This is a genomic window from Pseudostreptobacillus sp. (genome assembly GCF_977040545.1).
This window is the reverse complement of sequence record NZ_CDRRBS010000044.1, coordinates 1-8,721: the sequence shown is the minus strand read 5'-3', so window position 1 is coordinate 8,721 and position 8,721 is coordinate 1. Positions and strand designations below refer to the sequence as shown.

The following is an 8,721-nucleotide window of genomic DNA, read 5'->3' as shown; positions in this document are numbered from 1 at the left end:
TTAGATGTAGAAAAAACTATATTAGATATTAGTTCAAAGTTTACACTAAAGGATAGAGTTTTAAAACAAAATGAAAGTCTTAAAAATAATATACATGAGTATGAAGATTGGAAAAATTTAGATATATCTTTTTCAGATTTAAAAAGATTAAAAATGGTAGATATTACGATAGGGATACTTACTAAAAAGAATTATGAAAAAATGTTACAAGAAATTGATGATACTGTTGAAGTTAATGTAATATCTGAATGTAAAAAAAATATAAATGTATTGATTTACTCTTTAAAAGACTCTAATTTTAAAGAAATTGTTAAAGAAATAAATTTAACTAAATTTAATTTAGATATTACAGAAGTTCCTGTAAAAATGATAGAAAAATTAGAAAAAAAAATACAAGAAAATATTAAAGTTATAGAAGAAACGGATGTTGAATTAAAAGATTATGCTTTAAATATTTCTGATTTAGAAATAGCAACAGAATATTATAGAAATATACTTTTAAAAGAAAATACTAAAGAAATATTTAAAGAAACAGATAAATTGAGTATAATTTCAGCATATATTCCAAAAAATAGAAAAGATGAATTAGAAAGTTTATTAAATAATTTATTGTCTAATGATTACTATATAACTTATGAAGAATTTGATATAAATGATAGTGATATTCCTGTTAAGTTAAAAAATAATACAATAATAGAACCTTATGAAATGCTAGTAGGGACTTATTCATTGCCTAAGTATACAGAAATAGATCCTACTTTAATAGTAGCACCGTTTTTCTGGTTATTCTTTGGTATGATGATGGCAGATGTAGGTTATGGTTTAATATTGAGTATGGCTACAGGATTTGCACTTTCAATATTTAATCTTAATAAATCAAATAAAAATATGATGAAATTTGTGTTTATGTTAGGTATTTCTACGACACTTTGGGGACTTATTTATGGATCATTCTTTGGATTTAATTTTGATAATCCTTTACATATATATTCTCCAACAGTTAGTTACCAACCAGTGATGATTTTATCATTTGTGTTTGGAATAATTCATATATTTTTAGCTCTATTAACTAAGGCATATATATTGATAAGAGATAAAAAATATTTTGATTGTTTTTCAGATGTTTTATTATGGCTTATAACACTTACTTCTACGGGTTATTATGTGTTTGCAAGATTTAGTGATATAAGTGGAACAATGGTAGATTTATCTAAATATTTAATGATAATAACTATGCTTGGTATTGTTGCAACTGGAGGAAGAGAATCAAAAAGTATTGGAGGTAAGATAGGTCTTGGAACTTATGCCTTATATGGAATATCAGGATATATGGGAGATTTAATATCTTATGTTAGACTTATGGCACTTGGATTATCTGGAGGATATATTGCATATTCTGTTAATACAATAGCGCAAATGGTAGGGAATAAAGGAATAATGATAGTATTTATGATGTTAATTATGATATTAGGACATGGATTTAATTTATTCTTATCAGCACTTGGAGCTTATGTTCATACATCAAGATTGATATATGTAGAATTTTTTGCTAAATTCTATGAAGGTGGAGGAAAAGCTTTTAATAATTTTAAAATTAAAGAAAAATATATAAATATAAAGAATAATTAGGAGGAAAAATGTTTAATTTAGATGGATTTTTAGTTAATTTAGGACCAGCATTAGGTATACTTGGAGCAGCACTTGCTGCAATTTTAGCAGGAGTTGGATCTGCAAAAGCTGTTGGAATGGTTGGAGAAGCTGCAGCAGGACTTATGATAGATGAACCAGAAAAATTTGGTAAATCATTGATTTTACAATTATTACCAGGTTCACAAGGGCTATATGGTTTTGTTATAGGACTTTTAGCAGTAGGAAAAGTAACATCTTCAACTACAGCTTTACAAGGATTATCAATCTTATTTGCTTGTCTTCCAATAGCTATAGTTGGACTTCATTCAGCAATAGCACAAGCTAGAGTTTCAGTTGCAGGTATAACTATACTTGCAAAAAATGAAGAACATCAATTTAAAGGTATAGTATATGCAGTAATGGTTGAAATTTATGCTTTATTAGGTTTTGTTATATCTATACTATTACTTAATAACTCAGTTATAGGGTAAGGAGAGAGTATGTCAAATTTAGACAATATAATAAATAAAATAATTTCAGATACAGAAGAAAAAATAAATATATTAAATTCTGAAACTGAAGATAAAATTCAAGTTCTAAAATCTGAATTTGATTTAAAAATTAGAGAATATGAAAAAAAATCTTTAAATAAATTTGAAGCAAAAAAAGATTTAGAATTTGAAAGAGTTGAATCTAATGTTAATTTAAAGGCTAAAAATATATTATTAGAACAAAAACAAAAAATAATAAAAGAAATTTTAGATGAATTATTAACAAATTTAGAAAATATTAGTTTATATGAAATGGAGAATTTTATTAAATATAACTTAGAAAATAGAAAATCTTTTCCAAATGAATTAATATTTGTATCGCCTAAATATGCAGATTTAAGTAATAAATTTTCTAATATAAGAATAAAAGAAGATATTAAATCTGGATTTGTAATATCGTATGAAGGTGTAGATGAAAACTATACTTTTGAAAGTATAATAAATATTAAGAAGGAAGAATTAGAAAGCTTGATATTAAACTATTTTAATTAGAGGTGTTTAAATGAATAGAAATGATTTCATTTTACCTGTATCAATGATTAAAGTTCAAGAAAAAAAACTTTTAAGTGAAGATAGACTTATTAAAATGCTAGAGACTAATTCATTTAAAGAAATATTAAGAATTTTAAATGATACAGATTACTCTTATTCAATAGCTACTACGACACAAGATGATGAATATGAAAAAATTATCAATGGAGAGCTTGAAAGAGTATTTAAATTTACAAGAGAAATATCTAAAAAAAATCAAGAAATAGTTGATTTAGTTGCATTAAAATATGAATATCAAAATCTTAAACTTCTACTAAAGAATAAAGAAAAATCTTTAGATGAATACAATATATTTACAGGTATGATAGATAAAAAAGAGTTAATAGATAATTTTGATGGTGTAAAAAAGTATACGGATTTAAAAAAAGCTAGTATAGAACTTGATAAAATGTATTTTAAACATCTTTTGAAATTAGCTAATAGTACAAGTATTCCATTATTTATAGACTATGCTAAAATATCTATAGATAGATATAATATAGTGACATTTTTAAGATTAAAAAAACAAAATAGAAATGTGGATTATTTAGATGATATTTTAGTAGATGGAGGAAGTATATCTAAGGAAGAGTTAATTAAGGTATATTTTAATAATACATATTTGTCGTTATTTAAAAAGAAAATAGCAACTAAAACTTGGGATACTTTTGAAAAAAATGGAGATATATTAGAAATAGAAAAGATATTTGATAATATGATTATATCTTTAGCTAAGGAGTATAAATATATTACAATAGGTCCAGAACCTATATTTACATATATTATAGCTAAAGAATATGAACTTAAAGCTTTGAGGTTAATATTGTCTGCTAAATTAAATGATATTGATATAGAACTTGTTAAAAGTAGATTGAGAGGAGTTTATGTATAAAATAGCAGCTATAGGAGATAAAGATACGGTTACATCATTTAAAGCTTTAGGAATAGATGTTTTTAGTGTTGAAAATTTAGAAAATAATGATATTATAGTTCAAAAAATAAAAGCAACTATAGATAAACTAGCAGTAAGTGGTTATGGAATAATATTGATAACAGAAGATTATGCACTTCGTGCTGAAAGTGTATTAGAGAGATATAAAAATGAGGTGCTACCTATGATAACTTTAATACCTAGCAATAAAGGAAGTAAAGGTATAGGTATAGCAAAAATTGATGAAAATATAGAAAAGGCAATAGGAACTAATATTTTTTAGTTGAAAGGAGAAGGACTTGAAAGGAAGAATTGTTAAAGTTTCAGGACCATTAGTTGTTGCAGAAAATATGTCACATGCTAATGTATTTGACATGGTTAAAGTAGGTCATAATAAATTAATTGGTGAGATAATTGAAATGAGAGGAGATAGAGCCTCTATTCAAGTATATGAAGAAACTACAGGTATAGGTACAGATGAGCCAGTTGAAACAACAGGTATGCCTCTTTCTGTAGAATTAGGTCCAGGATTATTAGAAAATATGTTTGATGGTATACAAAGACCATTAGATAAAATAAGAGCAAAAGTTGGAGATTTTCTTATTAAAGGAGTTGAAGTTAATTCTTTAGATAGAGAAAAAGTTTGGGAATTTAAGGCTCAAAAAAATGTAGGAGATTATGTCTCTTCTGGTTATGTTTTAGGGATAGTACCTGAAACAGAAGTTATAGATCATAAAATTATGGTTCCATTTGGAATAGAGGGGACTATAAAAGAAATAAAATCAGGGAATTTTAGAGTTGAAGATACAGTAGCTATAATAGAAACATCTAAAGGTTTAGTAGAATTAAATATGATACAAAAATGGCCAGTTAGACGTGGAAGAAGATATGAAAGAAAAATTAATCCAGATGAACCATTAGTTACAGGACAAAGAGTAATAGATACATTCTTCCCTGTTGCTAAGGGAGGAACTGCATGTGTTCCAGGACCATTTGGATCAGGTAAAACAGTAGTACAACATCAGTTTGCAAAATGGGGAGATGCACAAGTTGTAGTTTATGTTGGATGTGGTGAACGTGGTAATGAAATGACAGATGTTCTTATGGAATTTCCAGAAATTATAGATCCACTAACAGGTAAATCTTTAATGCAAAGAACAGTATTAATAGCAAATACTTCAAATATGCCAGTTGCAGCTAGGGAAGCTTCAATATATACTGGTATAACTATAGCTGAGTATTTTAGAGATATGGGATATTCTGTATCAATAATGGCAGATTCTACTTCTCGTTGGGCAGAAGCTTTAAGAGAAATGTCAGGTCGTCTTGAAGAAATGCCGGGAGATGAAGGTTATCCTGCATATCTTTCATCACGTGCTGCAGATTTCTATGAAAGAGCAGGTAAGGTAGTTTGTCTTGGAGAAGATGAAAGAATAGGAGCACTTACAGTTATAGGGGCTGTATCACCTCCAGGGGGAGATATATCAGAGCCAGTATCACAAGCTACATTGCGTATAGTTAAGGTATTCTGGGGACTTGATGCTCAACTTGCATATAGAAGACATTTCCCAGCGATAAATTGGTTAAATTCATATACACTTTATCAAACTAAAGTAGATGAGTGGATGGATAAAAATGTAGATGAGAGATTTTCTAAAAATAGGGTAAATGCCATGAAATTACTTCAAGAAGAAGCATCACTTCAAGAAATAGTAAGACTTGTAGGTAAAGATACTTTATCATTTGAAGATCAATTAAAATTAGAAGCGGCTAAATCTATAAGAGAAGATTATCTGCAACAAAATGCCTTCCATGAACAAGATACATTTACTTCACTTGCCAAACAAGATAAAATGCTTAATATGGTTTTAAATTTCTATTATCAAGCAAAACGGGCTTTAGAGTCAAATGTATATATAAATGATATACTTAGTTTAGAAGTTAGGGAAAATATTGCAAGAGCTAAGTATTTATCAGAAGAAGAAATAGGAAAAATAGATGAAATAGATAAAGAAGTTATAAGAAAAATAGATGAACTTATCTCAAAACAAGCGGAGGTAATGTAGTGATAAAAGAATATAAGACTATAAATGAAATAGTTGGACCTTTAATGACAGTAGAAGGAGTTGAAGGTGTAAGCTATGAAGAGTTAGTAGAAGTAGAAACACAAAATGGTGAAACTCGTTTAGGAAGAGTATTAGAAGTAAATGAAGATAAAGCTATACTTCAATTATTTGAATCACCAGCTGGAATAAATATGAAGGGTTCTAAGGTTAGATTTCTTGGAACACCTTTAAAACTTAGAGTTTCTGAAGATATGATAGGAAGAGTATTTGATGGTTTAGGTAGAGAAAAAGATAATGGACCTAAAATTGTTGCTGAAAAATCTTTAGATATTAATGGAATAGCTCTAAATCCAGTAGCAAGAGATTATCCTTCTGAATTTATTCAAACAGGTATATCAGCTATAGATGGATTAAATACTTTAGTAAGAGGTCAAAAACTTCCAATATTTTCTGGTTCAGGTATGCCACATGCTGAACTTGCAGCACAAATTGCAAGACAAGCAAGAGTATTAGGTGATGGAGAAAAATTTGCAGTAGTATTTGCAGCAGTTGGAATAACTTATGAAGAAGCACAATTCTTTATAGAAGATTTCAAAAAAACAGGTGCTATAGATAGATCAGTATTGTTTATAAATCTTGCAAATGATCCGTCTGTTGAAAGAATAGCAACACCTAGAATGGCACTTACTTGTGCTGAATATCTTGCTTTTGAAAAAGGAATGCATGTTCTTACAATAATAACAGATTTAACTAATTATTGTGAGGCATTAAGAGAAATATCAGCTGCAAGAAAAGAAGTTCCAGGTAGACGTGGATACCCTGGTTATCTATATACTGACCTTTCTACTCTTTATGAAAGAGCTGGTAAATTAAAAGGTAAACCGGGATCTATTACTCAAATTCCTATACTTACTATGCCTGAGGATGATAAAACTCATCCAATTCCAGATTTAACTGGATATATTACAGAGGGACAAATAGTTTTATCAAGAGAATTGTATAAGAAAAATATTATGCCCCCTATAGATGTATTACCATCACTTTCAAGACTTAAAGATAAAGGTATAGGTAAAAATAAGACTCGTGAAGATCATGCTGATACAATGAATCAACTATTTTCAGCTTATGCAACAGGAAAAGAGGCGAAAGAATTGGCTGTAATTTTAGGAGAATCAGCTCTGTCAGATACAGATAAACAATTTGCTAAATTTGCTCAAGAATTTGAAGAAAAATATGTAGGACAAGGATTTGATAATAATAGAAGTATAATAGATACTTTAGAATTAGGTTGGGATCTTTTAAGAATATTACCTAAAAATGAATTGAAGAGAATTAGAGATGAATATTTAGAAAAATATTTGGATAAAAAGGAAAATTAATTATGGCAAAGTTAAATGTAAATCCAACAAGAATGGAATTAACTCGTTTAAAAGCAAAACTTATAACAGCTAAAAAAGGTCATAAATTATTAAAAGATAAACAAGATGAACTTATGCGTATTTTTATAGAAACTATAAAGAAAAATAAGGAAATGCGTATAAATGTTGAAAAAAAATTATCTTTATCTTTAAAGAATTTTACAATGGCTAAAAGTATAATATCTGAATCTGTATTTGAAGAATCACTTGCTATTCCTAAAATAAAATATGAAGTAGATGTTACAAAAAGAAATGTTATGAGTGTTAGAATACCAGAAATAACTTTGGAAAAAATTGGAGATGAAAATGATCTTTATCCTTATTCTTTCGCTCAAACAAGTTATGAATTAGATTTAGCTATAGAAGATATGAGTTTTGTTATGAATGATTTATTACAACTTGCTCAAATAGAAAAATCAACACAACTTATGGCAGATGAAATAGAAAAAACAAGAAGAAGAGTTAATGCATTAGAATATATGACTATACCTCAACTTGAAGAAACTATTAAATTTATACGTATGAAATTAGATGAAAATGATAGAGCTGCAATAATAAGACTTATGAAGGCGAATATTAATTAAGGTGGTAGTATGAAAAGTAAAAAAATAAATTTAATTCTTAGTATATCATCTTTTATACTAGGAATACTTTCTTTTATTAAGCCTATAGAAGAACTAGGATCTATAATGCTTATACTTATTTTATTGAATTTAATAGTAGCATTAAGAGAACTATCATACTATGTAGAAAATTCTCGTGTATTTTCAAAAATATACTTGATAAATCCAATAATAACAGTAATATTATGTATATTATTGGCAAGTCAAGGATTATTTAATCTTGGATTACTTATACCTTCATTTTTAGCTTTTTGGATTTTAATGATGGGTATATTAAGAATGATTACAGCTTTTTTAATAAGAAAAATTAATATACATAGATCAAATATGTATATTTTAACTTCTATAATTTCTGTATGTATTTCTATATTAATATTAAATAATCCTATAGTTTTTGTTAGAATTTTAGCTTACACTGCTTCTTTTCTATTTATAGAACATGCAGTGTATCAATATAAAATATATTTGAAATATAAAGATATAAAATAATGGAGTAATAATGGATATAAACAAGCTTTATCAACAAACTATACTAGAGTATTCTAATAGGAAAGATTTAAAAAAGGAAATTGATAATCCTACAGATATACAGAGAGGTCATAACCCTAGTTGTGGTGATGACCTAACTCTTGTAGTTAAAATAAAAGATGAATTAATAGAAGATGCATCATTTATAGGATCAGGATGTGCTATATCTTCAGCATCTTCTGCTATGCTTGTAGAATTGATAAAAGGAAAAAGTTTAGATGAAACTAAAAAATTATTGGATGTATTTTTTAAAATGATGTATGGTGAAGAACTTTCAAGTTTAGAAGAAGAAATGTTAGAAGAGGCAAAACTATTAGAAATAACAAAGGATATGCCTGCTAGAATTAAATGTTCTACACTTAGTTGGCATTCTTTGAAAGTAATAATTGATAAATATTAAGGAGATTAAAGTGGGAAAATTAGTAATAATAGAAGGTACAGATG

Annotated in this window: 10 protein-coding genes; all 10 read left to right on the top strand. The window is 27.3% G+C overall.

The window, feature by feature from the left end:
- Positions 1-1,629, top strand: a 1,629-nt coding sequence (locus ACWYO2_RS03425; RefSeq protein WP_455515099.1) for a V-type ATP synthase subunit I, incomplete at its 5' end; no start/stop codon positions are given.
- Positions 1,630-1,637: 8 nt separating this feature from the next.
- Entirely contained in the window at positions 1,638-2,120 is a 483-nt protein-coding gene (locus ACWYO2_RS03420) for a V-type ATP synthase subunit K (protein ID WP_455515098.1), read from the top strand.
- A 9-nt stretch (positions 2,121-2,129) separates the two neighbouring features.
- Complete coding sequence (locus tag ACWYO2_RS03415; RefSeq protein ID WP_455515097.1) at positions 2,130-2,672, top strand: V-type ATP synthase subunit E; 543 nt, start codon at positions 2,130-2,132, stop codon at positions 2,670-2,672.
- A 10-nt stretch (positions 2,673-2,682) separates the two neighbouring features.
- The gene (locus ACWYO2_RS03410; RefSeq protein ID WP_455515096.1) at positions 2,683-3,603 is read left to right on the top strand and encodes a V-type ATPase subunit; all 921 of its coding nucleotides are present in this window, start codon (positions 2,683-2,685) and stop codon (positions 3,601-3,603) included.
- Positions 3,596-3,925, top strand: coding sequence for a V-type ATP synthase subunit F (locus ACWYO2_RS03405; RefSeq protein ID WP_455515095.1), 330 nt, complete (start codon positions 3,596-3,598; stop codon positions 3,923-3,925). The genes ACWYO2_RS03410 and ACWYO2_RS03405 overlap by 8 nt, the downstream gene beginning before the upstream one ends.
- 16 nt (positions 3,926-3,941) lie before the next feature.
- Entirely contained in the window at positions 3,942-5,708 is a 1,767-nt protein-coding gene (locus tag ACWYO2_RS03400; protein WP_455515094.1) for a V-type ATP synthase subunit A, read from the top strand.
- Entirely contained in the window at positions 5,708-7,087 is a 1,380-nt protein-coding gene (locus ACWYO2_RS03395; protein WP_455515093.1) for a V-type ATP synthase subunit B, read from the top strand. The genes ACWYO2_RS03400 and ACWYO2_RS03395 overlap by 1 nt, the downstream gene beginning before the upstream one ends.
- 2 nt (positions 7,088-7,089) lie before the next feature.
- Complete coding sequence (locus tag ACWYO2_RS03390; protein WP_455515092.1) at positions 7,090-7,710, top strand: V-type ATP synthase subunit D; 621 nt, start codon at positions 7,090-7,092, stop codon at positions 7,708-7,710.
- Between the two features lie 9 nt (positions 7,711-7,719).
- Positions 7,720-8,238 (top strand): hypothetical protein, encoded by a 519-nt coding sequence (locus ACWYO2_RS03385; protein WP_455515091.1) that lies wholly within the window; start codon positions 7,720-7,722, stop codon positions 8,236-8,238.
- Positions 8,239-8,248: 10 nt separating this feature from the next.
- On the top strand, positions 8,249-8,677 hold the full coding sequence (gene sufU, locus ACWYO2_RS03380; protein ID WP_455515090.1) for a Fe-S cluster assembly sulfur transfer protein SufU: 429 nt from the start codon (positions 8,249-8,251) through the stop codon (positions 8,675-8,677).
- Positions 8,678-8,721 lie beyond the last annotated feature (44 nt).